This window comes from Pseudomonas sp. T1.Ur, assembly GCF_023516725.1.
Taxonomy (GTDB): Bacteria; Pseudomonadota; Gammaproteobacteria; order Pseudomonadales; family Pseudomonadaceae; genus Aquipseudomonas; species Aquipseudomonas alvandae.
Genome location: NZ_JAMGSN010000001.1, coordinates 342501 through 369497, shown reverse-complemented (window position 1 = coordinate 369497; position 26997 = coordinate 342501). Strand labels below are relative to the sequence as shown.

Genomic DNA, 26997 nt, shown 5'->3' with positions numbered 1-26997 from the left:
GGAGTGTTATGCGGATCCTGCATTTTTATAAGACGTATTGGCCGGAAACTTTTGGCGGTGTCGAACGTTCGATCCATGCTATTGCCAACGGGGCTGCGAACTACGGAATAAAATCCGACGTGCTGTCTCTCAGCAGCAATCCCGAACGCAGCAGCATTGAGTTCAGTGGGCATATGACCCATAAGGCAAAGCTCGATTTTGAATTCGCCTCCACTGGCTTTTCGCGGGAAGTAATCGCGCATTTCCGTGAGTTGGCCGCAAAGGCCGACATCATTCATTATCACTTTCCTTGGCCGATGATGGATTACGTTCACTTGGTCTCCTCTACAGGAAAACCGACAGTAGTCACTTATCATTCAGACATCGTAAAACAGAAATTTTTGCTGCGACTTTATACGCCACTGATGCATCGTTTTTTGTCAAGCGTTGACCGTATTGTCGCCACGTCGCCCCGCTATCTCGAAACAAGCAAGGTCCTGCAACGCTACAAATCAAAGACAACGACGATCCCCCTTGGATTGGATGAGGCCGACTATCCGCCAGCGACGTTGGAAGAGAAAGCAAAGTGGCGTTCACGGTTTCCCGGGTCGTTTTTTCTGTTTGTTGGCGTGCTGCGCTACTACAAGGGACTTCATGTCCTCTTGGAAGCCGCGACAAAGTTTGACTCTGACGTGGTCATCGTAGGAAACGGTCCGATGGAAAGGGACCTGAAGAGACAGGCAGCGACACTTGGACTGAAGAACATACACTTCGTCGGCGCACTGTCTGATCGAGAAAAGGTCGCGCTGCTTGAAGAATGCACGGCATTCGTCTTCCCATCCAATATGCGTTCGGAAGCCTTTGGCCTCTCGTTAATCGAGGCAGCCATGTTCGGCAAGCCGATGATCACCTGCGAAATAGGCACAGGCACCAGTTTCGTGAATCTGAATGAAAAAACCGGCTTGGTGGTCAAGGCGAATGACGTTCAAGCCCTCGCCGATGCCATCAATAGAGTCGCTCATGAGACGAGTGAATCAGAATGCTTTGGGAATGCCGCTCGCCGCCGCTTCGAAGAAAATTTCTCGGGAAATATCATGAGCCGCGCGTACGTAGAGGTATATCAAGACATGGTGTCCGGAGGAAAGCCAAAAGAGTTATCTATACCGGCGTCCCTCCCTCTCTCGCTTCCCGAAAGAGCTTGAATGCTTTGGTTGCCTCATCCCATATGAGGCTGAAAGAAACCATTGATTTGACTGCGCAAGCGCGTTGTCTATCGATTTATCCAACGTGACAGCAATATAGTTGTTTGGAATTTTATGGACTATTTAAAAAACGACCCCGCTGTGAAGCGGCCCGAGCTCCTCATCATTTCCAGTTATCATCGGGCGTGTGGTATTGCGCAGTACGTTGAGTTCTTGGAGATCCCTTTGCGGCAACAAGATGACTTCGATATAAAAATTGCGCCTTTGCCTGTCGACCTTCTCAGGTCCCAATCATCCTATGCAAAACGGGCGGCACGAGCTGAATTCAATGCCATTTTGCAAAATGTCGAGCGCGCGGATATTACCAATATCCAATTCGAACCTGGACTTTTAGGTTTCACACCCAGCCAAATATGGCGCAACCTAAACGCCATAATAAGCAAAAGCAAAAAAGTGATCATCACCTACCATACAGTCCCGCCTCTGGACAGCCCGAGGCTTCACTTCAGTCGGCGTGGCGCAATCGACTATTTGCGGGCATGGCGAGGCAATTACGTATTTAACAGGTTACTTTCAAAAATCCGCAAGACCCCTGAAAAATTTCAGCACATCGTTCAAACCGCACGCGAAGCAAAGAACTTCGCATTGCTCGGAGTTCGCCAAAGTACCATTACGCACCAGCCACTGGCCTTCATCAGCAGGGGCGTTCGGGAGCAAATGGATCACCATGACGCCAAGTTGAAAGTTTCAGAGCAGATGAACATCCACAGCAGCGCCACGTTGATAGGTTGCTTCGGATTTTTGTCACCCTATAAAGGCATCGAAATCGCAATCAAGGCATTGAGCGCGCTATCCGATAAGCACCACTTACTCGTGGTAGGCGGTTTGCATCCCGAGGGAATCGACAAGGGAAGCGTGAAAGCGCCCTATATTCAGAAATTACTCAAATTGATCGAAAAACAGGGATTGAGCAAGCGAGTTCATTTTTGCGGTGCGCTTGATAACGAAGAATTCAACCGAGTCATGTTAGCGTGCAACGCGGTAGTACTGCCCTACGCGGAGGTTGGCCAGACGTCATCAGGACCAGCCGCTCTGGCACTTGACATGGGCCGCCCCTTATATTGTTCCCGCACAAAGTGCTTCGGCGAGCTGAATCGGTACCAGCCCGATGCAGTTTCTTTTTTTGAAATCGGAAATTATATGGAGTTAGCAGAAAAGCTGCTGCTGGCCGACGGTGAAACGCCTAGTCGTATCAGCGCTCGGAAAAAATATCTCGAAAAATACAGCGTCGAGCACCGTTCAGCAAGTTACATAGCTGCTGCCAAGCAGCTGATAATGGAGAACTGAACACGATGCTAAAGCGCAACCAATGGCGATGGATTGAACGTGATTTTTTCGCAGATGTGCGTGTCCTCGTATCGCAGCGAAAACTGGCGTGGCAGCTATATTTGGCGGACATTGCGGAAAACAAACGCAATTCAGGAATGGGGCTCATCGCCCCTTTCATATCGGTATTAATCCACGTCCTCCTGTTGGGCTCAGTGATGGCGCTTGTTTTTAACGAGCCCTTGGTAGAGTTCATACCATTCTTCGCCATATCATTTTCCATCTGGCAAGGCATTTCCATTTTCGTCTCGGATATATCCTACTCAAACGACAAGGCCATGCGTTACATATCGTTCCCCAGTGTTTCGGGCTTCATAAGCAATCTTGCTTCAACTTACGAGTTTACCGTTGCCTTGCTGCTCAAGATTTGCGGATCGTTTGTCATTATTGTCTTTGTGAACCCGGCAATCGTACTCATGGCTAACTATTTAGCTTTCATTCTGGGTCTATTTTTATTGACGCTGGTGTTGTTCACTTGGTCCCTCCCCTTGGCGTACCTCTTCGACAGAGTGAGAATTTTGCGGGGACTTTTGCCACAAATACTATTTGCGACCTATCTATTGACTCCGATTCTATGGTCACCCGATCGCCTTATGTCTCATCGATGGCTTGTGGAATTCAATCCCATTTTTCATCTCATAGAAATCGCGCGGGCTCCTATTATCGATGGCGTTTTCCCCCTAACCTCAATTTTCATCAGCCTCGGTTTGATAGTGATGGGAATTATCATGTCGTATCTCCTTTTTCCGATAAACCGCTGCCTTGTTGTCTACAGATGGATGTCCTAGCATGAAAGCTACAGATACGGTAGTTCGAATTTGTGACGCCACTGTCGAAATTCCTTTGAGGGGAGTCAAACAAGAGGTCGTTGGAAGGGACCCCCGAATTATCCGACGGAAGAACGGGGCCGTCGTATTAAGGGCGTTGGAAAACATATCATTAGAAGTCCGCCGGGGCGAACGCATTGGCATTGTTGGCGGAAACGGTAACGGAAAGACCACGCTTCTCAAACTCATCGGGGGAATGCTACCCGTGGTGTCAGGTTCGGTGGAGGTTCATGGATCTGTACGTACCTTACTCACAATTAGCGCAGGCACAGTCCCCGCCCTGACGGGGAGACAAAATGCCAAGATACGCTATGCCCTTCTTGGGATTAAAAGCATCACGGAGTCGGAATATGTTTCTGACGTTGAGGCTTTTTCAGACATTGGAGCGTTTTTCGACATGCCCTTGGGTACCTACTCCCCAGGTATGTACAGTCGTATTCAATTTGCCATGAGCACGGTAGAGCCGGCGGATATTCTTCTGTTAGACGAATGGATTGGGGTTGCTGATCAAAACTTCCAAAACAAGGCAAACGATCGCCTTGAAAATTATATTCAGAAGAACGAAGGCTTTTTGTTTGCTTCACATAATGAAGAGTTGGTGAAGCGCATGACAAATCGTACCATCCGCCTTGTCAACGGCAGGCTTGAGACGGATCAGGATTTGGAATGACACGTGGCACGCTGCCCGAACCGAAGAAACATTTGAATGCATGTATCTTATGAACTATCCGACGCGAAACGAGGGGAACGATTTGGCCGGCAATAGGATAAAGATGTTAATTAAAGGGATGCGTAACATAGCGAGGATCGCACTGCAGGGGTGGGACGCCATCAACAAGCTAGACCTGTCCCTTCGGAAGATCGATCGAAAACTGAACGAAATTGGTTCGAGCCTTCCCAACGGTCACAGCGTTGCTTATCTGGGTCGTGATCTCTGCCTGGTTAGAACCCGATGGGGAGGATACGTCGTCGTGCCATCCTACAATGTTGACGTGGCGGTAGGAATCATTCGTGACGGTCTGCATGAACCTTGGACAACTCGGCTTGTGCAAGAAACGCTCAAGCTCGGCGACACCTATGTCAACGTGGGGTCAAACTTTGGTTACTACACTAGCCTGGGCGGTTTAATTGTCGGCAACAAGGGCAAGGTGCTCTCATTTGAGGCAAATCCCGCAGTTTTTGCCATTTTGCTAAAAACGATAATGTATGCTGGCATTCCCGATCGAACGACGGTATTCAATCGAGCCGTTTTTCGAGAAACAGGAGAGCATATCCACTTTACCTTTGATTATCAGTTTGCTGGCGGAGGTCATCTTGAACTCAACGCGATAGAACAACCGTCTATGGGAGACCCCTTTTGGTCAAAAGACTCTGTACCGTCTATTCTCGACCGTAACGGCCAATGGTTGCCCGGCAAAGGGATCATGAATAAATTTAATGCCAAGACATTGGCGTTGGACGACGTTATCGGCGAAGGCCCTGTTGACTTACTTCATTGTGATGTCGAAGCAGCTGAGCCCTATGTGATAACGGGCGCAAAAACCATGATAAGAAACTCTCCTCGATTGAAGATCATTTTCGAGTGGTCAAGCTACAGCTTCGACCACGGTACGGACGAATATCGTGAAGCAGTAGATGATATGTGGGCCCTGTTGATTTCTGAAGGTTTTTCTATTCGCAGGCTAATGCCATTTATTCACGCAGATGGAGCCATCGAGCTCTCCGAGCGGCTGACTTACGCAGAGTTCATTGCAGGGGAACATGGCGATTATTTTGCTGAACGATCTTCGCAGCAATGACGGAATGGCCCCCGACGCGCAGCGCAATGCTGTTCACCCAAGACAACAGATAAATCTGTGGCGGGGGATCTAATCCCTCGTCACGATAAGGCGGGCACTGCCTTAGACATGCAGCACTGCACCGACACCCAGTTTCTTTGTTCAGATCCCCCACTGATTTGCACCCCACGCCTCGTATCGCTACAGTCGGCCTCAATATCCCTGGCCCACGGATGGAGCGACACGTGCTTACAGACCTCAAACCGAATCTCAATCGCCTGTCAGCCGTTTCGCTGTTGGCTGTCGCCCTGACGCTCGCCGCCTGTAAGACTCCGCTCTCCTCCACGCCTCCCTTGCCCAGCGCACCGGAGATCGCTTCCGGTTATCGCACCGATCTGCAGACTCGCCATGCGGACAAACACATGGCCGCCGCGGCGAACCCGCTGGCTGCCGAGGCTGGCCGGGAAATATTGCGGCGCGGTGGCTCGGCCATCGACGCAGCGATTGCGATGCAGGCGGTCTTGACGCTGGTGGAGCCGCAGTCTTCCGGCATCGGCGGCGGTGCGTTCATTGTGCTGTGGGACGGCAAGGCAGTGCGCACCTATGACGGCCGCGAAACCGCCCCGGCCGGCGCCAGCGAAACGCTGTTCCTTCAGGCCGACGGCAAACCCATGCCGTTTACCGCCGCGCAGATCGGCGGACGCTCGGTGGGCACGCCGGGCGTGTTGCGGGCGCTGGAGCTGGCCCATCGCAAGCATGGCCGCCTCCCGTGGGCGACATTATTCGAGCCGGCAATTGCGCTGGCGAACCAGGGCTTCAGGATTTCGCCCCGGCTGCACTCGATGATCGCGGCCGATGCTTCGTTGCCAGGCTCGCCCGACATGGCCGCGTATTTCCTGAACGCCGATGGCAGCCCCAAGGCCGCTGGCACATTGCTGAAGAATCCGGCACTGGCTCGTGTCTTCAAACGCATTGCCAGTGAAGGGCCGAATGCCCTGTATGAAGGGCCTGTCGCCGAAGAGATGGTCGCCAAGGTCCAGGGGCACGCCAATCCCGGTAGCCTTTCACTGAAGGATCTCAAGGGTTATGCCGCCCGGGAACGTGCGCCGTTGTGCACCGACTACAAACGCTGGCAAGTCTGCGGCATGGCACCGCCATCGTCGGGTGGAATCGCCGTGGCACAGATTCTCGGGACGTTGGAAAACCTGGAACACCGTGACGCCCGCATGGCCCTCGCACCATTGAAGCCGCACACGTCCGACAAACCCGCCGGCATCGAGCCCGCGCCCGAAGCGGTGCACCTGATCGCTGAGGCTGAACGCCTGGCCTACGCCGACCGCGCCCTGTACGTCGCCGACTCGGACTTTGTTCCGGTGCCGGTCAAAGGACTGGTCGACCCGGGCTACCTGGCCAGCCGCGCCAACCTGATCGGTCCGCGCAGCATGGGCGTTGCCAAGCCCGGGACGCCGCCGGGCATCCAGGTCGCCTACGCGCCGGACCGTTCGCCGCTGCGCATTTCCACCTCGCAAGTGGTGGCGGTGGATGACCAGGGCGGTGCCGTATCGATGACGACCACCGTGGAGTCGGCGTTCGGCTCGCACGTCATGGTCCAGGGTTTCATGCTCAACAACCAGATGACCGACTTCTCCTTCATCCCCGAAGAAAACGGGCAGAAAGTCGCCAACCGCGTCGAACCCGGCAAACGCCCACGCTCGTCCATGGCGCCGACGCTGGTGTTCGATCGCCAGAGCGGCGAATTGCTGGCGGCGGTCGGCTCCCCGGGCGGCTCGCAAATCATCGAGTACGTGGCCAAGTCGGTGATCGGCCTGCTGGACTGGAACCTGGATCCGCAAGCCGCCATCAACCTGCCCAATTTCGGCAGCCGCAACGGCCTGACCGAACTGGAACAAGGGCAATTCAGCCCGGCGCTGATCCAGGCGCTGAAAGACAAAGGCCACGCGGTGAGTGAGATCGACATGACCAGCGGCACCCAGGCGATCGTCCGGGTGCGTGGTGGGCAGGGGAAAGCGTCGCTCGCTGGCGGCGCGGATCCGCGGCGCGAAGGCGAGGCGCTGGGGGATTGAGCGCTCGCCTGTCAGGCTGTAATGCTGTTCACTTAGGTCGTGTAATTACTTGTGGCGAGGGAGCTTGCTCCCGCTCGGCTCTGTAGGAGTTGGAGAAGGCTCGGGCCGCGTTCGGACGATCTTTTGATCTTTCGTTCCAGGCTCGAGGTATCCATCAAAAGATCGCAGCCTCGCTTCGCTCGGCAGCTCCTACAGCTCCTACAGCTCCTACACAGCTCCTACAGCCCCAGTCGCGAGTTCGCTCGGCAGTTTTCTCAAGTCGATAGCTGATTGGCAAACTGACTGACCGCATCCACCACCTTCTTCGCCCCATCCTGAATCTCGACGATGACGCTCCCCGCCTCGGCCGCCAGGGCCAGGCCCTGCTCCGCCTGGTGCTGGCCGTCGGTCATCAGCGCCACGGCGTTGCGGGCCATGTCCTGGTTCTGGCGGACCACGCCGACGATTTCATCGGTGGCCTGGCTGGTACGCGAAGCCAGTTGCCGCACTTCATCGGCCACCACGGCGAAGCCCCGGCCCTGTTCACCGGCCCGAGCGGCCTCGATCGCGGCGTTGAGCGCCAGCAAGTTGGTCTGCTCGGCGATGCCGCTGATGGTCTTGACGATGGTGCCGATCACCAGGGATTGCTCGTTCAGCGCCTCGATGCCTTGGCCGGCAGTCTGCATGTGCCGGGCCAGGTCGCGCATCACATCCACCGCCTGGGTCACGACGGTGGTGCCGCGCTGGGCGCTGTTGTCGGTCTGCAGTGAGGTGCTGTAGGCAATGTTGGCGGCCTCGGCGACGGCTTTTTCCTGGTTGACCTGGTCAGTGATGTTGGTGGCGAACTTCACGACTTTGTAGAGTCGATCATTGGCATCGACCACCGGGTTGTAGGACGCTTCGAGCCACACCTCGCGACCGTTGCTGTCGATACGCTTGAAGCGCCCGGCAACGAACTCACCGCTGTTCAGGCGCTTCCAGAAGTGTTGGTAGGCCGGGCTGTTGTATTCCTCGGGCTCGCAAAACGTACGGTGGTGCTTGCCCTTGATCTGCGCCAGGCTGTAACCCATCGCATTCAGGAAACGGTCGTTGGCGGTCAGGACGTGCCCGCCCAGGTCAAATTCGATCACCGCCGTCGAACGCACCAAGGCCCCAATCAGGTTTTCATGCTCGCGGGAATTCTCGATGGTGCGGGTCAGGTCGTTGGAGTACATCGAGAAATAACGAACTCGCCCATCAGCATTGCGCACCGGCTGAAGGATCGAGCGCAACCAGGCCTCTTTGCCATCGCCTCGCGTCAGGCGCACGGCACCGGAGAAGTGCTCGCCGCGGGTCAGCGCGGTCTTGAAGCGAATCTGGAATTCATTGGACTTCAGGTAGGCCGGCACCAGGTCTTCGATGGATCGACCCATCAGGTCTTGGCTCTTGTAATGCATGTCGTCGAGAAAGTTCTGATTGACCGACTGCACCCGTCCTTCCGCATCCAGGGTCAGGCCGAGCATTTCACGGTCCAGGCTCTCTTTCACTTGCATGAGACTGGAAAGTTCTTGGCGAAGAGCAAGCAGCTCCTGCTTCAGGCGATTGTTAAACATGGCAAGCTCCGGCAGGCAGGAGAATTTCTGCTATTCCATTGCCATCGGCCCGGCGAATTTTTTCTAAAGAGTGCCGCCGGTCGGTCTGGAAAATAATCAGGTCCTGCTCGAACGCGGCCCTGTCTCCCACGGTCATTGGATTGTTCTATTGTTTGCGCCTGACCGCCGATGCTTCGTCGCTCCAGATACCCATAACCATAAAAACCGAGGTGATTGCCGTGACCACCGACATTGAAGACAGCCGTTCCGCCCGCTTCGCGCTGCGCTGTTCCAGTTTTGCCGAGCGCTGGTTCCCTGACTCCTGGGTCTTCGCCGCGCTGGCGGTGCTGGTGGTCGCGCTGGCGACGCAGCTCATCGGCGCCACGCCTACCGCAGCAGCCATGGCCTTTGGCGATGGGTTCTGGAGCCTGATCCCGTTCACCATGCAGATGGCGTTCGTGGTGATCGGCGGTTACGTGGTCGCCAGCTCGCCACCGGCCGTCAAATTGATCGATCGCCTGGCGCGCGTTCCCAAGAATGGCCGCAGTGCCGTGGCCTGGGTCGCGCTGATTTCCATGATCGCGTCGCTGCTCAACTGGGGCTTGTCGCTGGTGTTCGGCGGTTTGCTGGTTCGCGCCCTCGCCCGTCGCGCCGACTTGAAGATGGATTATCGTGCCGCCGGCGCTGCCGCCTATCTGGGCCTTGGGGCAGTATGGGCGTTGGGGTTATCTTCCTCGGCCGCCCAACTGCAGGCCAACCCGGCCAGCCTGCCGCCGTCGATCCTGTCGATTACCGGCGTCATTCCGTTTACCCAGACAATTTTCCTCTGGCAATCCGGCGTCATGCTGCTGGCCTTGATCGTGATCTCGGTGATCATCGCCTATGCCACCGCTCCCGGCCCCAACAGTGCCCGTGATGCCGCCGCTTGCGGGATCGACCCCAGTTTCAGCATGCCGGCGCTGCAACCGCGGACTCGTCCCGGGGAATGGCTGGAGCACAGCCCGCTGCTGACCATCGCCCTGGTGCTGCTGGCCGCCGGCTGGTTGTTCCATGAGTTCTCGACCAAGCCGGCGATCAGTGCCATTTCCGGGCTCAACACCTACAACTTCTTGTTCATCATGCTCGGGGCCTTGCTTCACTGGCGGCCGCGCAGCTTTCTCGACGCGGTCGCCCGGGCAGTGCCGACCACCACGGGCGTGTTGATCCAGTTTCCGCTGTACGGCTCGATCGCCGCGCTGCTGACCACGGTCAAGGGCAGCGATGCCCAGACGCTGGCCCACCATATCTCGACCTTTTTCGTACAGATCGCCTCCCATGACACCTACGCCTTGTTGATGGGCATCTATTCGGCGGTGCTGGGCTTTTTCATTCCTTCCGGCGGCGGCAAGTGGATCATCGAGGCGCCCTATGTGATGCAGGTGGCCAACGACCTCAACTACCACCTGGGCTGGGCGGTGCAGATCTATAACGCCGCCGAAGCCTTGCCGAACCTGATCAACCCGTTCTACATGCTTCCGCTGCTGGGCGTGCTCGGGTTGAAAGCCCGGGACTTGATCGGCTTTTCCTTCGTACAGTTGCTGGTGCATACGCCGTTGGTGCTGGCGCTGCTGTGGGCGCTGGGGACAACGCTGAGCTATCTGCCGCCAGTGATGCCATAAAGCCATAAAAAAGGGCCGATTTTTCCATCGGCCCACTTCTTCTTCGGCTCTGTCTGTTTCAGTATGGATACACCCTGTTTCGAGGGGCCCACGCTGAAAAGGATCTGAGCATGTTCAAACTCGCCGCACTTCCTCTTGCCGCCCTGGCCTTGAGCGCCACCGCCCAAGCCGCTGACATCGACGTCAACCTTGGCAGCACCGAACGCGTCACCCGTCTGTTCGCTTACCCCAACAACTGCAACGTCATTTGCTTCCGCGACTGGACACTGGAGCAGACCGTCGAGCATTACCTGACGCAAAGCGTCCAGCGTGACGGCTACGACGCGGCCAAGGTCAGCGTCAAAAGCGACAACGGCACCGTCTATGCGAATATCAGCGGCGTGCCGAAGAGCTACGGCCAACCGCTGAAGAACCTGCTCGATGCCGGGGACTTGGCGTACAACGGCGCGACCAAACTCAACAACGACCATAAATGGGCCTACAACTGGTACCTGTTCCTGCCCCTGGGCATGGCCCTGGACAACCGCAAGAGTGTCGAACTGCTGCACTTCCCGCCGGATTATTCCCTGACCCAGGCCCAGGATTACCTGGAATCGGCCACCACGGATCGCTGGGCCACGCTGCTGACCGCCAACGGCATTGCCGCCCCCAACACGCCGGCTTACCAAACCATCATCGACATCGCGCCCATCGCAGCGCCGTCCAATGCCGGCAGTACGCTGGCAGGGCTCTACAGTTACTTCAACGATTACCAGACCACCATGGTCAAGCAAGTCACTCAAGGTGCCAAGGGCACGTCGTTGCCAATGGTGGCCTTCGGCGCGCCCGTCCGGGACTGGATCAAGACCCAATACGGCCAGACCGTCGCCGTGCTCGGGCTGGCAACCATCGAGCCCGCTCCGGGCGCCAAGGTCCCGGTCCTGGGCTCCAATCATCCCAGCTATATCTGGTATGCCGCTGATCCGGCAAGCTACGACGGCGACGAAGCCAAGGCAGATGCGGCGGGCTTGAAAGTGATGGGCCAGGACCTGAGCGCCGCCTGCTGGCAGGCCGGCATGGGCAGCAAGCCTGGCACCGACCCGAGCACACTGCTGAACCAGTGCACGCAGACCTGGCAGGTGACGCAAAAGGAAAAGACCTGCGAGTTGTTCTACACCTCGGTGCGTAAGCTGAGCGAAGCGGACGCGGAGAAAAAATGTGAGACGCCGCCGGTCAAGTCGGAACTGCAGCAGCTGAAAGTGCCGATGCCATTGCCTGCCGAAGCCGTATAACGCCCTGGCAAGCCTTCCCGTGCGAGCCGTCGCTCACACGGGAAGGCGCTTACGGCACCTGTCAGAGTCGACAGTAGAAACACTCTGGGGTTTGGAGGAATCTATCAGGGTTCTCAACGACCGCCGGCAGGACGCCTGCGCTGAAAAGTCGAGTGCCTGGCACCGACAAGGACCGTCATGACCCAGTTCAAAGCTGACCGCACTGGCCCAGGGAATCGGGACTGCATTTACCTGCAAACCCAGCTCAGCAGCCACCAGGGCTACCCCTCAGTGTACGATTTCGAAGTGCACCAGACGAAAGATGGGCGCGGCAACGGGATCGTCGCACGCAAGCAGTTCGCGCCCATGACGCGAATGTGCCGGGTTTCGGGACTGTTGGTCAGTCGCCGACGCCTGCATACGTTGCAGGTCCTGCCGAATGTCCACATGTATGACCCACACTTCGCCGGGCTGCTGCTGCATTCATGCAATCCGAATGTCTTCCTGGACATGAGTGAACTTTGGCTATGGTCACTGACCGACATCCGCGAAGGCGATTGCCTGACGATGGACTACGCCAGTACCGAACAGAAGCTGTATCGGCAATTCGCCTGCCGGTGTGGTTCATCCAACTGCCACGGCTGGATCACCGGCTATGACGAATCGCCGAACGAGCAGGGAATGGAATTCCTGCGGCACTGGCGGCGTCGTTGTCATCGCGACTGACGGCTGCCCTCAGGGTGCGTCGACCGGGCGAAGCCGATACTGCGGCGGCAGTTGTTCGAAACCGCTGATCGTCGTATCCAGGCTTTTCCAGCGTCCATCCTTGATCCCGTAGATGCAGCCGTGGATCGACAGGCTTTGTCCCCGATGCCAGGCGTTCTGCACGATGCTGGTGTGGCCCACGTTCGCCACCTGCTGGATCACGTTGAGCTCGCACAAGCGGTCCACGCGCTCTTCTTCGGTGGGCAGCTTGGCCAACGCATCGCGATGTTCGTAGTACAGGTCGCGAATCGAGCGCAGCCAGCCATCGATCAGGCCCAACTGGCGGTCCTGCATCGAGGCACGAACACCGCCGCAGCCGTAGTGGCCCGTCACCAGGATGTGCTTGACCTTGAGCACATCCACCGCGTACTGGATCACCGACAGGCAGTTCAGGTCCGTGTGCAGTACCACGTTGGCAACGTTACGGTGCACGAACAGATCACCCGGCAACATGCCGACGATTTCGTTGGCCGGCACCCGTGCATCGGAACAGCCGATCCACAGGTACTCGGGGGTTTGCTGACGAGCCAGCTTGGCGAAGAAGTCAGGATCCTCCTGCTTGATCGCATCGGCCCAGCGCGCGTTGTTATCAATCAGATCTTGTAATTCATTCATGCTGTCCAGCCTCGATAGAGAGTGCGCAACTGTGACAGACGACCGTCGGTCGAGGTCACGTCGGCGACGCATTGGAATTCCTGGCCGCGCAGCCGGTCGACTCTTAGTAAGGCCCACAGTATGAGGAATTGCCATGAATGATTCACGACGTCCCTTCGATGCGACGCAACCGGAACCTATCGATGACAATGAAGACCGCATGGGCTCGATGCGTGAGCTGGAATTCGACGATGACGAATACGATGCCCGGATCGGTGATGAATTGCCTGAAGATGAGCGCGAGCATCTGCTACCGGAGGAGCGTGTCCGTGAGGCCGGTATGACAGGTGCCTCGATGGATGACCGCCAGCCGACCGACGATGACATGAGCCCGGAAACCCTGATCCATGAAGACGGTGCTCGAGACGCTCAAGAAGCGGGAGAAGACGAGCAGGCCGATTGGGACCTGAGTGTCGTTGGCGAGAATGACATAGGGGGCGGCGACGGGCTGGACGAAGCGGAAATGGCCGATATCGATCCGCTCGATGGCAAGCGTTGACCTGACCCTGTGGGAACTGGCTTGCTCGCGAAAGCGGTGGGTCAGCTTGCATCAATACCGAATGTACCGCCGTCTTCCCGAGCAAGCTCGCTCCCACAGATTTTGGATTTGGTCTCGGATTTGATTACACCGCCAAGCCCCTGTGGGAGCGAGCTTGCTCGCGAAAGCGGTGGGCCAGCTTGCATCAATGCCGAATGTACCGCCGTCTTCGCGAGCAAGCTCGCTCCCACAGACTTTGGATTTGGTCTCGGATTTGATTACACCGCCAAGCCCCTGTGGGAGCGAGCCTGCTCGCGAAAGCGGTGGGCCAGCTTGCATTGATGCCGAATCTACCACCGTCTTCGCGAGCAAGCTCGCTCCCACAGATTTTGGATTTGGTCTCGGATTTGATTACACCGCCAAGCCCCTGTGGGAGCGAGCCTGCTCGCGAAAGCGGTGGGCCAGCTTGCATTGATGCCGAATCTACCACCGTCTTCGCGAGCAAGCTCGCTCCCACAGATTTTGGATTTGGTCTCGGATTTGATTACACCGCCAAGCCCCTGTGGGAGCGAGCCTGCTCGCGAAAGCGGTGGGCCAGCTTGCATTGATGCCGAATCTACCACCGTCTTCGCGAGCAAGCTCGCTCCCACAGATTTTGGATTTGGTCTCGGATTTGATTACACCGCCAAGCCCCTGTGGGAGCGAGCTTGCTCGCGATAGCGGTGGGCCAGCTTGCATCAATGCCGAATGTACCGCCGTCTTCGCGAGCAAGCTCGCTCCCACAGATTTTGGATTTGGTCTCGGATTTGATTACACCGCCAAGCCCCTGTGGGAGCGAGCTTGCTCGCGATAGCGGTGGGCCAGCTTGCATCAATGCCGAATGTACCGCCGTCTTCGCGAGCAAGCTCGCTCCCACAGACTTTGGATTTGGTCTCGGATTTGATTACACCGCCAAGCCCCTGTGGGAGCGAGCTTGCTCGCGAAAGCGGTGGGCCAGCTTGCATCAATGCCGAATGTACCGCCGTCTTCGCGAGCAAGCTCGCTCCCACAGATTTTGGATTTGGTCTCGGATTTGATTACACCGCCAAGCCCCTGTGGGAGCCTGCTCGCGATAGCGGTGGGTCAGCTTGCATCAATGCCGAATGTACCGCCGTCTTCGCGAGCAAGCTCGCTCCCACAGATTTTGGATTTGGTCTCGGATTTGATTACACCGCCAAGCCCCTGTGGGAGCGAGCTTGCTCGCGAAAGCGGTGGATCCGTTTGCCGCTGTCTTCGCGAGCAGGCTCGCTCCCAAGGGTCGTGGCCATTCAGTCCACTAACGTGCACGCCATGACCACCGCATCCTCTCGCCCGCCCACAGCCGGGTAATAATCCCGGCGCCGGCCCACTTCATTGAAGCCATAGCGCTCATAGAGCCGGAACGCCGTGCGGTTGCTGTCGCGCACTTCCAGGAAGCACTCACGCGCCTCAGCCTTGTAGGCTATCGACATGAGGTGTTCCAACAGCCGCAGGCCAAGGCCTCGCCCTTGATTTTCCGGTTTGACCGTGATGTTGAGCAGGTGTGCCTCATCCAGAATGATCTGCACCACGCCGTGGCCGACCTGCTGCTCGCCTTCGAACATCAGCCAGATCTGGTATTTGCCCAGCCCATCAAGAAATATTCCCCGGGTCCAGGGGTGGCTGTAGGCCGCGTATTCAATCTTCAGCACAGCGTCGAGGTCCGCCTCGGTCATCGGGCGGAACGATACAGCGTCACTCATTCGATTCTTTCCAGCGCGCCATCAGCCGGCGCATCGCTTGCCAGACGTCAGCCTTGTGCTGTGGCGTTTCCATTAACAGTTCCAGCCCGGGCAACGCCCAGGCCGAGCCCAGGCCTTCGACCTGCAGTTCGCGGTTGAACGCCTCGGCATCCGCCTCGCCGGCAAACTTCACCGCCGGCAAGCCGATCAGCCACAGGCACACGCAGGGCTCGTCTTCGAGCCGCGCCGAAACGAATCCCTGGACGAAATCCCGCGCCGCCTCAGGCCCCTGATCCATCGTGCCCCGTGACAACAGCGGCCAGCGCACCGGTTCACCGATGATCTGCGGGCTGTCCGGCAGGCCGGCTGCGCGAAGCATGTCCTTGAGCAGCAGGTAAGCAGGATCGCGGCTTTGGAACGGATCACCTGTGGGTAACTCCACCAGCAACAGGCAGCGCCCGGCGCGCAGCAACTGCAGGGCGAAGCGCGGCGGCGGTACGTGGGCAACCTTGACCGGGGCCGGCGTTTCGTCGGCCTCTTCTACCGGTTTGGCATTCGTACGGGTCGAGGCCAGGCTCGGACGCGGGACTTCGATTTTCGGCCGCTCGGCGACAGGCGCAGCCGGTTCGGCAACGGTCTTGGCCGCCGGCGCCACTGGTGCCGGCGCGATCTCTACCGGCTCAGGCGCTTCCAACAGCTCAGGCCGCGACGGGGCGGCAAAGGGCAATTCGGTACGCGGCAGCCAGTTGACCACCTGCATGGCGGTCAGATAGGCGCGGCGGCGGGACTCGATAAGCAAGGGTCGGCCACTTGTGGATAACTGAAAGTGGCAGCGATTCTACCGCCCTTCGGCGCGGATCGCTTCCCTGTCGCTTGATTAGTTGTTCAATACACGACGACAGTCCGTCCAAGGGGTGAATCGCAACCGGTCCGATGCAGTACAATCGCCGCTTTTAATTGCCAACCCGACGGCCATTGCGATGATCGAACCCAAGCGCGTCTTGCGCGCCCTCGCTGAACACTGGGCATTGCTGGAACCTTTGTGCGAGCACTTCGACCAGGGCACCCTGAGCCTCAACGAATTGCGTTCACAGCTGGCCGCCCAACAATTGGACAGCACGCCCCAGGACATCACCCACCTGCTGGACGTGTGGATCCGCCTGGACATCCTCGTACCGGTGGCAAAAAGCCCGAACCGCTTCGAGCTCAACGCCCAGATCCACGACTTTCTCGCCTACCTGCGCCGCGAGCACCGCCTGGGCCTGTGCCTGGAGATCGAAGCCTACCTGCGCCACCTCGAGCGCCTGGCCGGCTATATCCAGGACGCCTTTGATGTGCGCGACGGCAACGACCTGGCCCGCCAGTTGCGCCTGCTGGACATGCGCGTACGCGACGTCCTCAAGAAACTCGCCAACGACGAACAGGCGTTGGTCGCCGTCGCCGAACGGGCCAAGACCAGCGACCGGCAGATCCCGCTGCGCCAGCGCTACGCGGAAGTGCTGGCAACGTGGGATGAGTACGTCGAGCCGATGATCCAATTGGTGAACGCTGACGGTGCGTTCGAGCAAGGTGTGCGCAAGGTCGAGAACGTGCTGTTGCGCATGCTCACCGAACAGCAGCGCCTCGGTCACCTGGTGGACGACGACATGCTGCTGCGCACCCACGCGCGCATCCTGGAGATGCAGACCAGCGCCCAGCTGACCTTGCGCCACGCCCGGGAATTGCTCCTGCCACTGCGCGAGGAGGCTCGCCGCCACAACGCCGTAACCCGTGGTGCCGCCCTGGCCCTGGCCGCCATTCGTCGCAAGGGCATCGATGCCGTGCCACAAGCCGCCATGCCACTGTTCACCCGGCCGCAAAGTACGTTTTTGGGCAGCGCCAGCCAGGTCGAAGCCTATGTCTATGCCCTGGCCCGTTTCGAACCGAAACCGGCGCGCTTCCCCAAATCCCACAAGACTCACAAGGGCGGCGATGCGCCGCGTGCGCCGCGCACCGTGCGCGAAATGGTCGAGCGCTGCGAAGACGCCCTGCCAATGCCGGACCTGATGACGTGGCTGCTGGAGCAGGAACCGGACGGCGCCACCGACGAATTGCTGTACTGGTTCTCGCGCCTGTCGCGGGAAAAACGCTTCAAGCGCGAGCGTCTGGAACGTCGCGACTACCACACTCACGAGCATCAGGTCAGCCTGCGCTCCTTCGCCCTGCTCTCGGCCGGCGACACCGCCGCCGAGGATTCTGCGAGCATCCCCCATGCATCTTGATCTATCCGAACTGTCCCAGCTGGCGCCGATCTTCCGCGAGCTGTTCAAGGGCTACCACGTCAGCCGCCGCGACCCGGAACTGTACGCCCAACTGTCGAACTTCCAGGACCAGTACCGCACGCTGTTCAAGGCCTTGGGCTTCGAACTGGTGTGCGACACCCGTGGTTTCTATTACTTCGTGCCGGACCTCGCCGCCGCCGCGGTGAACAAGACCGCCCAGCGCCTGGCCCTGTTCACCTTCATCCTCGTCGAGCACCTGGCCGACCAAGGCCGCGACCCGATCGCCGTGCTCGACGGTGGCAGCCTGGGCCGCGATGAGCTGCCGTCGTTGCTGGAAAAATACCGCGACCTGTTCATCCAGGCCGAAGTACAGACCCAGGAAGAACTGGAAGAGAAAATCATGCGGCGCATGACCCAACTGGGTTTTGCCAGCGAAGAGAACGGCGTGTACCGCTTCCTGCCGCCGATGCATCGCTTCCTCGACGTCTGCCTGTCGGTCCAGCAGGACCGCGACCTGGCCGCCAGCCTGCATAGCGTGTTGCCGCTACCGGCGCCGGTCCTCATCGACGAAGACAGCGATGAGAAACTGCTACAGACCGATGACCCGCTGGACCTCAGCGAGTTCGACGGCGAAGAAGAAAGCGAAGAAGACGCACTGGCCCGGGCCATTGCCGAAGAACAGGAGACCGACGCATGAGCAAGGAACGCTACGGCATCCGCCGCTTTGCCCTTTTGAACACCGCCGGCTACAGCCTCGGCTTGTTCCCCCTGGAAGAACCGCTGTCGGTGTACGGCGCGAACAACCTGGGTAAATCCGCCTCGATCAACGCCTTGCAGTTCCCGATCCTGGCGCGCATGTCGGACATGAGTTTCGGCAAGTACAGCCTGGAACAATCCCGGCGCTTCTACTTTGCCTCGGACACCAGCTACATCCTCGTGGAAGTCGCCCTGCCCCATGGCCCGCATGTGATTGGCGTGGTCGGTCGCGGCCCTGGTGGCGGTTTCGGTCATCAGTTCTTTGCCTATGCCGGCAAACTGGACCTGGCCCATTACCAGAAGAACGACACCTGCCTGCGGCAGAAAGAGCTGTTCACCAACCTGGAACGCGAAGGCCTGAAAGCCTACGAACTCAAGCCGGATGAGCTGCGTCGCCTGCTGGTCGGTGGTCACACCTCGATCCCACTGGACCTGACGCTGATCCCGCTGCGCTCCACCAGCGAGCAAAGCCTCAAGACGTTCCGCGCACTGTTCATCAACCTGCTGCACATGCGTGAAATCACCGCGGCCAAACTCAAGCAACTGTTCCTCGATGCGTTCGAGCACAGCCTGCGCTCGGGCAGCGTGGACTACATCGCCGCGTGCGAAGAAGCCTTCCGCGACGTACGACGCATGGAGCAGGACTACAACTCCCTGGTAGCGGCCGGTCCGCTGGTGGAAGCCCTGGCCAATGGCGTGAAGCAGCGCGATATCCTGCGGGGCAAATTGCATCGCCTCTCGCCGTTGCTCGACTCTTTGCTGGGCACCTGGTCGGACTATGCCAGCGCGCGCAAGGAAGAGCTGACCATCCAGGCCGAGCATTACCGCAACGAGCAGGATTCGCTGCAGAACGACCAACGCGGCGGCACTCAGGAGCTGATGCGCCTGGAGCGGGAAATCAGCGGCATCCAGCGCTGGATCGGCGAGTTGTCGGTGCTCAAGAACCGCTTTGCCCTGGTGGATGACGTCAAGGTCCTGGAGCAGCAACTGCTCGCCGCCAAAGACGCCCACGACGAACTGGCCGGCGCCCTGGCCCAGTCCCGGCAGTTCAGCGCCGAAGACTTGGAAGAGCGTCTGCGGGACCTGGAAAAACGCCTGAAGTCGGTCAAGCAGCAACTCGATCATGCCGACAACAACAGCTACGCCCGTCTGCGAGAAGAATTCTCCCAGCAGGACGTGGAACGCCTGATGCGCCTGTTCAACAGCGCCCTGTTCAGCCTGCCGTTGGGCGAACACGGCATCGCGCTGGACGAGAACGGCGAGTGGGTCAAATCCATGGAGCTGATCCTCGACGGTTTCAAGGGCGAGCGTTTCGAAGTGCCGGGCCTGTCCATCGACCTGTCCCACATCGAGCCTCCCGCCCTGCAAGCCCTGGCCGACCGCGCTGCGCTGCGTGACCAGAAAGAGCGTTTGGAAAAAGAGCTCAAGCAGCTCAAGACCCAGCAAGCCGTGGCCGCCGACCGCGCCGCGAGCAAAACCCAGACCGAGGCGCTGTACCAGCAGGTCCTCGATGCGCAGAAAGCCCTGGAGGATTTCCGTCGCACCCAGACCTTGAGCGCCGAAGAAGGGGAAAAGCTCGAGCAACTGGCGCAGATGGAAGCCGCCCAGGACGAGCTCAAGCGCTCCAGCGATGCCTTCACCGAGCGCGTCCAGCAGTTGTCCGCCAAGCTGCAACTGGTCGGCCGGCAGATCGCCGACATGGAAGCCAAGCAACGCACCCTCGACGATGCCCTGCGCCGTCGTCAGTTGCTGCCAGCGGACCTGCCGTTCGGCACGCCGTTCATGGACCCGGTCGACGACTCCATGGACAATCTGCTACCGCTGCTCAACGACTATCAGGACAGCTGGCAAGGCCTGTTGCGCGTCGACGGCCAGATCGAAGCGCTGTACGCCCAGGTGCGCCTCAAGGGCGTGGCCAAGTTCGACAGCGAAGACGACATGGAGCGGCGCCTGCAACTGCTGATCAACGCCTATGCCCACCGCACCGACGAAGCCCTGACCTTGGGCAAGGCACGCCGTGCGGCGGTGACCGACATCGCCCGGACCCTGCGCAACATCCGCAGCGACTACGACAGCCTCGAGCATCAACTGGCGCTGTTCAACCGCGAGATCAACAAGCGCCAGGTATCCAACCTGCAGAGCTTCCGCATCGTCCTGGCGCCGAACAAGGAAGCGCTCAAGCACATCGACCAGATCATCCACAGCGCCGGCCAGTACGAGGAAGGCGAGACCTTGTCGGTGTTCGACCTCAGCCAGAGCGCCGAGCAGGACAACAAGAACGAAGAAGCCAAGGAATACCTGGCGCGGCTGGTGGCGGCGAACCACAACCAGCTCGGCCTCAAGGACCTGTTCGAACTGGCGTTCGAGATCACCAAGGTCAACGGCCAGCCGGTGATCCACACCGACATCGACGGCGCGGCGTCCAACGGTACCACCATGACCATCAAGGCGCTGACCAACATGTACTTGTTGCTGCACCTGATGGACCGCGAACAAGCCGGTCGCGTGCGCCTGCCGTATTACCTGGACGAAGCGGCGGACATCGACGAGAAGAACCAGGCGGCACTATTGGAGACCAGCCTGCAGTTGGGCTTCGTGCCGATTCTGGCGAGCGTGAAGCCGCAGGTCTGCGCCAGTGTCGCCATCGACCTGGAAGGCGGCAGCGGCCCGAACGGCATCTACATCGATGAGGCGGACTGGAAATACATCCGTCGTCACGATGCGGTGAAAGCTACGGTGAATGTACAGGCCGATGAGCCGGAGCTGAATGCGGTTTGAAGTGATTAGCTGGATATGAAAAAGGCCGCGATCCAATGGATCGCGGCCTTTTTTGTTATCGCCACAGGTATCACATCCAATCAGCTTACTTGCCGAGACTGATCTTCGGCGCCCAGGTCAGCCATTCATCTTCGAACTTGTCGAACAGCGGGAACGTCTGCTCCGGCCTCGCCGGGTTACCCATCCGCTCGCCATCCGGCGTCGCAAAAGCAATACCGCCCTGGATCAGTGTCTCCAACGACTCGGTCCGCACCGTCGCGCCCTTGAACAGGCCGAAATCCAGGCCGAAGCCGCTGCTGTTCCAGAAGCGCGTACCGCTACGCACCAGTGGCGCGTACTTGGGTTCTATCAGGATGTGGATAAGCACCCGATCCGCCGTCTGGCCCAACTCGTAGCCCGTCACTTTGCCTACCGTAATCTCGCGGTAAGTCACCGGCACGCCAATCTTCAACGAACCCCGTCGAGCAGCACTCAACACCAGGCTCAAGCCGGCCTCAGGGATGGCACTTTCGGGTGGTTCGGCCAAGGCTACGAAGTTTTTCTGCGGTCCGAGGTTTTTCACGGCAGGCTGCACTTCGATGTACTGGCCGGTCACCAGGGTTTCCAGGTTCGAGGTTTTCATCAAACCCAACTCCGGCTTGACCACCCAGAACTGAGTCCCGGTGCGGGCGATACGCTCAGGCACTTCGGTGATGCGTGCGGTGACCAGCACCGACTGCATGTCGGCGCTCAGGTCCACGCCTTCAATCTTGCCCACATCCAATCCCTTGAACCGGATCGGTGTACCGCTGCGCAACCCGTCGGCGCGATCGACCTTGATCGTCACGACGGTGCCCCTTTGCTGCGCGGCTTCGCGGTCCGCATGCAAGCGGAACCGCGGGATGCGCCTTTTCAACGGCACGTTCGGCTCCGGTGTTTCGAAAGCGATGCCACCGGCCATCAAGCTTTGCAGCGATTCGCTCTTGACCTGGATCCCGCCCGTCAAACCACCCGTGAGCGTGACGCCGCTGGCATTCCAGAATCGCGTCGAGCCGTTGACCAATCCTTCATATTCTTTCTCGATATGCACGCCGATGATCAGTTGTTTCTTCTTCCGGGAAAACTGATAGCTCTGCACCGATCCGACCTTGACCTGCTTGTAGAGAATCGGACTCCCGACCTCCAGCGAACCGAGGTTCTCGGTCAACAGGACCAGATGCAGCCCGGGTGATCGCAGATCCAGCGGCGGCGCCTTCGCCCTGGCCTCAAACTCGCGCTGAGGGGCGCCGCCCTTGTCGCCGGGTCGCACCGCGATGTAGTTACCTTTCACCAGCGCTTCCAGGCCTGTGATACCCGCCAGGGAAATCGACGGCTTGACCACCCAGAACTGAGCACCGGCCACCAGGTAATCTTCGGCCAATGGATCGAGCGTCAGCTCTGCGCTGGCACTGGCCAGGTCAGGATCGACTTTCAACGTCTTCAGGCTACCGACCTGGATGCCCTTGTACATCACTGGTGTCCGGCCAGCCTGCAACCCTTCGAAGTCACTGAGCTTGACCTTGACGCGGATCCCGGCAGCGGCCGCATCGAAATCCTCGTACAGGCGAAACGGCAGGCTTGGATCAGTGGGAGGGCTGTCCTTGCGGTTCTCCGGCGTGGCGAACGCGATACCCCCGGCGACAATGCTGGCCAAGGATTCACTGCGTACCTTGACCCCCGAGAGGTTGGCATCGATGCTGATGCCGCTGGCATTCCAGAACCGCGTGTGTTTGCGGACCAGGCTGGCATAGGTCGGCTCGATAAAGACCTTGATCTCTACAGTGCGTTGATCCTCGGACAGTGAGTAACTTTTCACCTGGCCGACTTGGATCTGCTTGTAAAAAACCGGACTGCCACGGTCCAGCGAGCCCAGCCGATCAGCTTTGATCGTCAAGTGCAAACCCGGTTTGGCGTCCGACAACGGTGGCTCTTCGGCCAAAGCCTTGAACTTGCGGGTCGATTCACCTTCCCCAGGACTGATCGCAACATAGTTGCCTGAAACCAGCGTCTCCAGTCCGGTAATCCCCGCAAGCGTCACGCTTGGCTTGACCAGCCAGAAACGGGTGCCGGTCTTGAGGTACTGCTCGACATCCTTGTTCATCTCGATGGTTGCGATGACGCCTTTCGAGTTGCCTTCATCGTCGAGTGTGAGGTTTTTCACTTTGCCGACCGTCATGCCTTTGTAGACGATTTCGGTCTTGTTGACCTGAATACCTTCACCGCTTTCAAAACGCACATTGATTTCGATACCGGTATCGTTGTAAGCCCGCCAGCCGAGCCAGCCGCCGATGATCAAGGCGATCAGTGGCAATACCCAGATGGCCGACCAGTTCGAAGCCGGTCGGGTTTTAGCGGTAGGCAAATCATTCATGGTCGTCATCCGACTCCGTGTTATCCCAAATCAGTCGGGGATCAAAAGTTACTGCGGCAATCATTGTCAGAATCACTACGCTGGCAAAAGCAATGGCACCGAGACCGGCTTCGACACTGGCCAACCTCCCGAAATTCACCACTGCCACCAGGATGGCAATCACGAAAATATCCAACATCGACCAGCGGCCGATGAACTCGATAAAACGGTACATGAGGATGCGCTGGCGCGCGGACATGGGTTGGTGACGTTGCACGGAAAAAAGCAACAAGGCGATACCCACAAGCTTGAAGGTGGGCACAACAATGCTCGCAACAAACACCACCGCAGCAATCGGGATCATGCCGTGCTGAACCAGTTCGATGACCCCGGACATGATGGTGCTAGGCGCACCTTGGCCCAATGAGTTGATCGTCATGATCGGCAGGACATTGGCTGGAATGTAGATGATCGCTGCCGTGATCAATAGCGCCCAGGTCCGCATCAGACTGTTTGGTCGACGAGGGTGGATTCGGGCACCGCAACGGGCGCAAGTCTGTTTACCGGCATCCGCTTCCTGTCGATTCAATTCATGACACTCAGTGCAAATCAGGATGCCTGCATCAATTGCTCGCATGGGTATCCCCTCCTGACAATGCCTGCCAGATCTGATGCGGTGACATCACCACCTCCAGCCAGACCTGAACCAGCAACAAGCTGACAAAACACACCAGGCCCAGCCCCACGGTAATCGCCGCCATATCCGCCAGCTTGACGATGGCAACCAGCACCCCCATGAGATACACCTCGAGCATCCCCCAATCTCTGAGATGGTGATAAATGCGATACAGCAACAAGCCGTAGCTTCGTCCGATGTTCCAGCGAATGGTCAGCAGAACAACCAATTGACAGAGCAACTTGAGCAGTGGAATAGCCATGCTGCAGAGGAAAACCACCACCGCTACGCCCTGCATCCCTGTATCGAACAGACCGACCACGCCGCTCCAAACGGTGTCCTGGGAGGATTGTCCGAGTAAATTGAGCTGCATGATGGGTAGGAAATTTGCCGGTACGAACAGCAGCAGCGCAGCGATAACCAGAGCGAGACTGCGTTCCACTACATTGTGCCGGTGAGCGTAGAGCTCATATCCACAGCGAGGGCATTCGGCTCTTTCACCATGGGCCAGCTTAGGCTTGCGCATCAACAGATCGCATTCATGACACGCGACCAGATCGTTCAGGGGCAGATCTGACAACCTATCAACGTCTGACGAATCGGGCATAAAGCGCTCTGGCTCAACTAAGGTGCGGCTATTCTAGTGCTCCAGCTCGAAAATAACTGTGCAAATTTATTACGAGCTTTCGCAGGCTTTTATAACGAGCAAAACAAAACCCCTACCTGCGTCAGCAGATAGGGGTTTCGGAATTTAATCTTGACGATGACCTACTCTCACATGGGGAAACCCCACACTACCATCGGCGATGCATCGTTTCACTTCTGAGTTCGGGATGGGATCAGGTGGTTCCAATGCTCTATGGTCGTCAAGAAATTCGGTAGCCAGCGCGTGCCTTGCGGTCACGTTCCAGCGAATGGGTATGCGATAGTTTGTGGGTTTTGACTCGAACTTTCGGTTCATCTCGTCTTCACACACCGCAATCTGGTCTCTTTCGAGTCTACAGATTGCTTGGGTGTTATATGGTCAAGCCTCACGGGCAATTAGTACAGGTTAGCTCAACGCCTCACAGCGCTTACACACCCTGCCTATCAACGTCGTAGTCTTCGACGGCCCTTCAGGGGACTCAAGGTCCCAGTGAGATCTCATCTTGAGGCAAGTTTCCCGCTTAGATGCTTTCAGCGGTTATCTTTTCCGAACATAGCTACCCGGCAATGCCACTGGCGTGACAACCGGAACACCAGAGGTTCGTCCACTCCGGTCCTCTCGTACTAGGAGCAGCCCCTCTCAAATCTCAAACGTCCACGGCAGATAGGGACCGAACTGTCTCACGACGTTCTAAACCCAGCTCGCGTACCACTTTAAATGGCGAACAGCCATACCCTTGGGACCGGCTTCAGCCCCAGGATGTGATGAGCCGACATCGAGGTGCCAAACACCGCCGTCGATATGAACTCTTGGGCGGTATCAGCCTGTTATCCCCGGAGTACCTTTTATCCGTTGAGCGATGGCCCTTCCATACAGAACCACCGGATCACTAAGACCTACTTTCGTACCTGCTCGACGTGTCTGTCTCGCAGTCAAGCGCGCTTTTGCCTTTATACTCTACGACCGATTTCCGACCGGTCTGAGCGCACCTTCGTACTCCTCCGTTACTCTTTAGGAGGAGACCGCCCCAGTCAAACTACCCACCATACACTGTCCTCGATCCGGATAACGGACCTGAGTTAGAACCTCAAAGTTGCCAGGGTGGTATTTCAAGGATGGCTCCACGCAGACTGGCGTCCACGCTTCAAAGCCTCCCACCTATCCTACACAAGCAAATTCAAAGTCCAGTGCAAAGCTATAGTAAAGGTTCACGGGGTCTTTCCGTCTAGCCGCGGATACACTGCATCTTCACAGCGATTTCAATTTCACTGAGTCTCGGGTGGAGACAGCGCCGCCATCGTTACGCCATTCGTGCAGGTCGGAACTTACCCGACAAGGAATTTCGCTACCTTAGGACCGTTATAGTTACGGCCGCCGTTTACCGGGGCTTCGATCAAGAGCTTCGCGTTAGCTAACCCCATCAATTAACCTTCCGGCACCGGGCAGGCGTCACACCCTATACGTCCACTTTCGTGTTTGCAGAGTGCTGTGTTTTTAATAAACAGTCGCAGCGGCCTGGTATCTTCGACCGGCGTGGGCTTACGCAGCAAGTGCTTCACCCTCACCGGCGCACCTTCTCCCGAAGTTACGGTGCCATTTTGCCTAGTTCCTTCACCCGAGTTCTCTCAAGCGCCTTGGTATTCTCTACCCAACCACCTGTGTCGGTTTGGGGTACGGTTCCTGGTTACCTGAAGCTTAGAAGCTTTTCTTGGAAGCATGGCATCAACCACTTCGTCACCCAAAGGGTAACTCGTCATCAGCTCTCGGCCTTGAGATCCCGGATTTACCTAAGATCCCAGCCTACCACCTTAAACTTGGACAACCAACGCCAAGCTGGCCTAGCCTTCTCCGTCCCTCCATCGCAATAACCAGAAGTACAGGAATATTAACCTGTTTTCCATCGACTACGCTTTTCAGCCTCGCCTTAGGGACCGACTAACCCTGCGTCGATTAACGTTGCGCAGGAAACCTTGGTCTTTCGGCGTGGGTGTTTTTCACACCCATTGTCGTTACTCATGTCAGCATTCGCACTTCTGATACCTCCAGCAAGCTTCTCAACTCACCTTCACAGGCTTACAGAACGCTCCTCTACCGCATCACTTACGTGATACCCGTAGCTTCGGTGTATGGTTTGAGCCCCGTTACATCTTCCGCGCAGGCCG

19 protein-coding genes, 2 rRNA genes and 2 pseudogenes (1 of these 23 cut by a window edge) are annotated in these 26997 nt (G+C 58.0%); 13 read left to right on the top strand and 10 right to left on the bottom strand.

Annotation, left to right across the window (positions count from 1 at the left end):
* The first annotated feature begins 8 nt into the window (after nt 1–8).
* The 6 genes from M8Q45_RS01705 to ggt all read left to right on the top strand — a co-directional run bounded on the left by M8Q45_RS01705 (nt 9) and on the right by ggt (nt 7256).
* Nucleotides 9–1181: a glycosyltransferase family 4 protein gene (locus tag M8Q45_RS01705; protein ID WP_249873351.1), complete on the top strand. Its 1173-nt coding sequence runs from the start codon at nt 9–11 to the stop codon at nt 1179–1181.
* A gap of 114 nt (nt 1182–1295) precedes the next feature.
* Nucleotides 1296–2528 carry a glycosyltransferase gene (locus tag M8Q45_RS01700; protein ID WP_249873350.1) on the top strand — a complete coding sequence of 411 codons (1233 nt, stop codon included), beginning with the start codon at nt 1296–1298 and terminating at the stop codon, nt 2526–2528.
* 5 nt (nt 2529–2533) lie between these two features.
* Nucleotides 2534–3355: an ABC transporter permease gene (locus tag M8Q45_RS01695; protein ID WP_249873349.1), complete on the top strand. Its 822-nt coding sequence runs from the start codon at nt 2534–2536 to the stop codon at nt 3353–3355.
* Nucleotide 3356: 1 nt separating this feature from the next.
* Nucleotides 3357–4064: an ABC transporter ATP-binding protein gene (locus M8Q45_RS01690; protein WP_249873348.1), complete on the top strand. Its 708-nt coding sequence runs from the start codon at nt 3357–3359 to the stop codon at nt 4062–4064.
* Nucleotides 4065–4113: 49 nt separating this feature from the next.
* Entirely contained in the window at nt 4114–5193 is a 1080-nt protein-coding gene (locus tag M8Q45_RS01685; protein ID WP_249873347.1) for an FkbM family methyltransferase, read from the top strand.
* Between the two features lie 224 nt (nt 5194–5417).
* On the top strand, nt 5418–7256 hold the full coding sequence (gene ggt / locus M8Q45_RS01680) for a gamma-glutamyltransferase (protein ID WP_249873346.1): 1839 nt from the start codon (nt 5418–5420) through the stop codon (nt 7254–7256).
* Between the two features lie 254 nt (nt 7257–7510).
* Here ggt and M8Q45_RS28510 read toward each other — a convergent pair.
* Nucleotides 7511–7942, bottom strand: a pseudogene (locus M8Q45_RS28510) (methyl-accepting chemotaxis protein); the annotation flags it as partial.
* Nucleotides 7943–8050: 108 nt separating this feature from the next.
* A pseudogene (locus M8Q45_RS28505) lies at nt 8051–8737 on the bottom strand (PAS domain-containing protein); the annotation flags it as partial.
* Nucleotides 8738–9045: 308 nt separating this feature from the next.
* On the opposite strand from M8Q45_RS28505, the gene M8Q45_RS01665 reads away from it, so the two are divergent.
* The 3 genes from M8Q45_RS01665 (at nt 9046) to M8Q45_RS01655 (ending at nt 12440) form a co-directional block, all read left to right on the top strand.
* Entirely contained in the window at nt 9046–10464 is a 1419-nt protein-coding gene (locus M8Q45_RS01665; protein ID WP_249873345.1) for a short-chain fatty acid transporter, read from the top strand.
* Nucleotides 10465–10574: 110 nt separating this feature from the next.
* On the top strand, nt 10575–11735 hold the full coding sequence (locus M8Q45_RS01660) for a hypothetical protein (RefSeq protein WP_249873344.1): 1161 nt from the start codon (nt 10575–10577) through the stop codon (nt 11733–11735).
* A 177-nt stretch (nt 11736–11912) separates the two neighbouring features.
* On the top strand, nt 11913–12440 hold the full coding sequence (locus M8Q45_RS01655; protein ID WP_249873343.1) for an SET domain-containing protein: 528 nt from the start codon (nt 11913–11915) through the stop codon (nt 12438–12440).
* A gap of 9 nt (nt 12441–12449) precedes the next feature.
* On the opposite strand, the gene can is transcribed toward M8Q45_RS01655, so the two are convergent.
* Nucleotides 12450–13094, bottom strand: a complete 645-nt coding sequence (can, locus tag M8Q45_RS01650; RefSeq protein ID WP_181289760.1) for a carbonate dehydratase — start codon at nt 13092–13094, stop codon at nt 12450–12452.
* Between the two features lie 133 nt (nt 13095–13227).
* Between can and M8Q45_RS01645 the strand changes: the two genes are divergently transcribed.
* A complete protein-coding gene (locus M8Q45_RS01645) occupies nt 13228–13632 on the top strand; it encodes a serine kinase/phosphatase (protein ID WP_249873342.1) in 405 nt (134 codons plus the stop codon).
* Nucleotides 13633–14918: 1286 nt separating this feature from the next.
* Here the strand turns inward: M8Q45_RS01645 and rimI are convergent.
* Nucleotides 14919–15371 carry a ribosomal protein S18-alanine N-acetyltransferase gene (gene rimI / locus M8Q45_RS01640; RefSeq protein WP_039594544.1) on the bottom strand — a complete coding sequence of 151 codons (453 nt, stop codon included), beginning with the start codon at nt 15369–15371 and terminating at the stop codon, nt 14919–14921.
* Complete coding sequence (locus M8Q45_RS01635; RefSeq protein WP_249873341.1) at nt 15364–16149, bottom strand: energy transducer TonB; 786 nt, start codon at nt 16147–16149, stop codon at nt 15364–15366. Before M8Q45_RS01635 ends, rimI begins: the two co-directional genes overlap by 8 nt.
* Before the next feature lie 181 nt (nt 16150–16330).
* Here M8Q45_RS01635 and mksB point away from each other — a divergent pair, with 181 nt between their 5' ends.
* From mksB to mksF, 3 genes are read left to right on the top strand one after another with little or no spacing between them, the layout of a single operon-like run.
* Nucleotides 16331–17611 (top strand): Mks condensin complex protein MksB, encoded by a 1281-nt coding sequence (gene mksB / locus M8Q45_RS01630; RefSeq protein ID WP_249873340.1) that lies wholly within the window; start codon nt 16331–16333, stop codon nt 17609–17611.
* A complete protein-coding gene (mksE, locus tag M8Q45_RS01625) occupies nt 17601–18308 on the top strand; it encodes an Mks condensin complex protein MksE (RefSeq protein WP_181289764.1) in 708 nt (235 codons plus the stop codon). Before mksB ends, mksE begins: the two co-directional genes overlap by 11 nt.
* Entirely contained in the window at nt 18305–21145 is a 2841-nt protein-coding gene (mksF, locus tag M8Q45_RS01620) for an Mks condensin complex protein MksF (protein WP_249873339.1), read from the top strand. Before mksE ends, mksF begins: the two co-directional genes overlap by 4 nt.
* A gap of 85 nt (nt 21146–21230) precedes the next feature.
* On the opposite strand, the gene M8Q45_RS01615 is transcribed toward mksF, so the two are convergent.
* From M8Q45_RS01615 to M8Q45_RS01595, 5 genes are all read right to left on the bottom strand, one after another.
* On the bottom strand, nt 21231–23534 hold the full coding sequence (locus M8Q45_RS01615; RefSeq protein WP_249873338.1) for a PqiB family protein: 2304 nt from the start codon (nt 23532–23534) through the stop codon (nt 21231–21233).
* Entirely contained in the window at nt 23527–24150 is a 624-nt protein-coding gene (locus tag M8Q45_RS01610; RefSeq protein WP_249873337.1) for a paraquat-inducible protein A, read from the bottom strand. Before M8Q45_RS01610 ends, M8Q45_RS01615 begins: the two co-directional genes overlap by 8 nt.
* Nucleotides 24137–24796 (bottom strand): paraquat-inducible protein A, encoded by a 660-nt coding sequence (locus tag M8Q45_RS01605; RefSeq protein ID WP_249873336.1) that lies wholly within the window; start codon nt 24794–24796, stop codon nt 24137–24139. The genes M8Q45_RS01610 and M8Q45_RS01605 overlap by 14 nt, the downstream gene beginning before the upstream one ends.
* 148 nt (nt 24797–24944) lie before the next feature.
* Nucleotides 24945–25060 (bottom strand): 5S ribosomal RNA (rrf, locus tag M8Q45_RS01600).
* Nucleotides 25061–25209: 149 nt separating this feature from the next.
* Nucleotides 25210–26997, bottom strand: a 23S ribosomal RNA gene (locus M8Q45_RS01595) (it continues 1104 nt past the right edge of the window).

Coding starts and splice junctions, on each gene's coding strand:
- M8Q45_RS01705 (WP_249873351.1), top strand. CDS start 9: ATGCGGATCCTGCATTTTTATAAGACGTATTGGCCGGAAACTTTTGGC.
- M8Q45_RS01700 (WP_249873350.1), top strand. CDS start 1,296: ATGGACTATTTAAAAAACGACCCCGCTGTGAAGCGGCCCGAGCTCCTC.
- M8Q45_RS01695 (WP_249873349.1), top strand. CDS start 2,534: ATGCTAAAGCGCAACCAATGGCGATGGATTGAACGTGATTTTTTCGCA.
- M8Q45_RS01690 (WP_249873348.1), top strand. CDS start 3,357: ATGAAAGCTACAGATACGGTAGTTCGAATTTGTGACGCCACTGTCGAA.
- M8Q45_RS01685 (WP_249873347.1), top strand. CDS start 4,114: ATGAACTATCCGACGCGAAACGAGGGGAACGATTTGGCCGGCAATAGG.
- M8Q45_RS01660 (WP_249873344.1), top strand. CDS start 10,575: ATGTTCAAACTCGCCGCACTTCCTCTTGCCGCCCTGGCCTTGAGCGCC.
- M8Q45_RS01655 (WP_249873343.1), top strand. CDS start 11,913: ATGACCCAGTTCAAAGCTGACCGCACTGGCCCAGGGAATCGGGACTGC.
- can (WP_181289760.1), bottom strand. CDS start 13,094: ATGAATGAATTACAAGATCTGATTGATAACAACGCGCGCTGGGCCGAT.
- M8Q45_RS01645 (WP_249873342.1), top strand. CDS start 13,228: ATGAATGATTCACGACGTCCCTTCGATGCGACGCAACCGGAACCTATC.
- rimI (WP_039594544.1), bottom strand. CDS start 15,371: ATGAGTGACGCTGTATCGTTCCGCCCGATGACCGAGGCGGACCTCGAC.
- mksB (WP_249873340.1), top strand. CDS start 16,331: ATGATCGAACCCAAGCGCGTCTTGCGCGCCCTCGCTGAACACTGGGCA.
- mksE (WP_181289764.1), top strand. CDS start 17,601: ATGCATCTTGATCTATCCGAACTGTCCCAGCTGGCGCCGATCTTCCGC.
- mksF (WP_249873339.1), top strand. CDS start 18,305: ATGAGCAAGGAACGCTACGGCATCCGCCGCTTTGCCCTTTTGAACACC.
- M8Q45_RS01615 (WP_249873338.1), bottom strand. CDS start 23,534: ATGAATGATTTGCCTACCGCTAAAACCCGACCGGCTTCGAACTGGTCG.
- M8Q45_RS01610 (WP_249873337.1), bottom strand. CDS start 24,150: ATGCGAGCAATTGATGCAGGCATCCTGATTTGCACTGAGTGTCATGAA.
- M8Q45_RS01605 (WP_249873336.1), bottom strand. CDS start 24,796: ATGCCCGATTCGTCAGACGTTGATAGGTTGTCAGATCTGCCCCTGAAC.